This is a genomic window from Candidatus Agathobaculum pullicola (genome assembly GCF_052117205.1).
In the GTDB taxonomy this organism is placed as follows: domain Bacteria; phylum Bacillota; class Clostridia; order Oscillospirales; family Butyricicoccaceae; genus Agathobaculum; species Agathobaculum pullicola.
The window spans coordinates 1-693 of the sequence record NZ_JBQKJP010000119.1 but is presented as its reverse complement, the minus strand read 5'-3'; the positions used below and the strand labels follow the sequence as shown (position 1 = coordinate 693).

Sequence of the window (693 nt, the reverse complement as noted above, 5' to 3'; positions counted from 1 at the left end):
TGCTGTAACGTCGTTGATTGCCGTATATTCGCTTTCCGGCAGCGCGTTTGCGAACAGATACGCCATTTGCGCGCGGGTCGCGTTCGCGTTATAGTCGGCGAATTCCGTGCCGGAGATCATACCGTTTTCCGTGGCGTAATTAACCGCGCCCTGATACCAAGCCCCCTCAGCAGCAGGAACTTCCGTGCCGTTGTGTCGTGCGTTCGTGCGTACTGCCATGGTCAGTGCTTCCGCAATAGTCAGCGTGCCGTCCGGGTCGAATCGGTTATCACCTACGCCGTTGATAATGCCGTATTCCTGCACCGCCTCAACGTCAGCAGCATACCACGCATTCTCCGGTACATCCGAAAACGCTGCAAACGCTGGAACGGTCAGCAGCGCAGCCACGCCCGCTGCCGTCAGACCTTTTACTGTTCTTCTCATCATTGTAAGTCCTCCTTTTTAGATCATGTGAAATCACTATTTATTGTAAGCCACCGTTGACCATAATTCAATCATAAGTAAAGGACAGGTTTTCTTATTTCGAAAACTACCTGTCCTTTTGCCCTATCCCTTTTATTCTCCCTTTTGCCGACGGGCAGCCTTGCTTCCCGTCACAAACGGACAAGGGGCAGCGCAGGCCGCAGGCGAGAGCCATAGGCCGCGCGCCCCGTTCCGTTGTAAGCGCCAGCTTTCCCGCCCGCCTGAGCGGGC

1 protein-coding gene is annotated in these 693 nt (G+C 55.0%); it reads right to left on the bottom strand.

The features are described 5' to 3' along the window. Positions 1–426, bottom strand: a 426-nt coding sequence (locus ACTQ3V_RS15675) for an S-layer homology domain-containing protein (RefSeq protein WP_441468302.1), incomplete at its 3' end; no start/stop codon positions are given. Positions 427–693 lie beyond the last annotated feature (267 nt).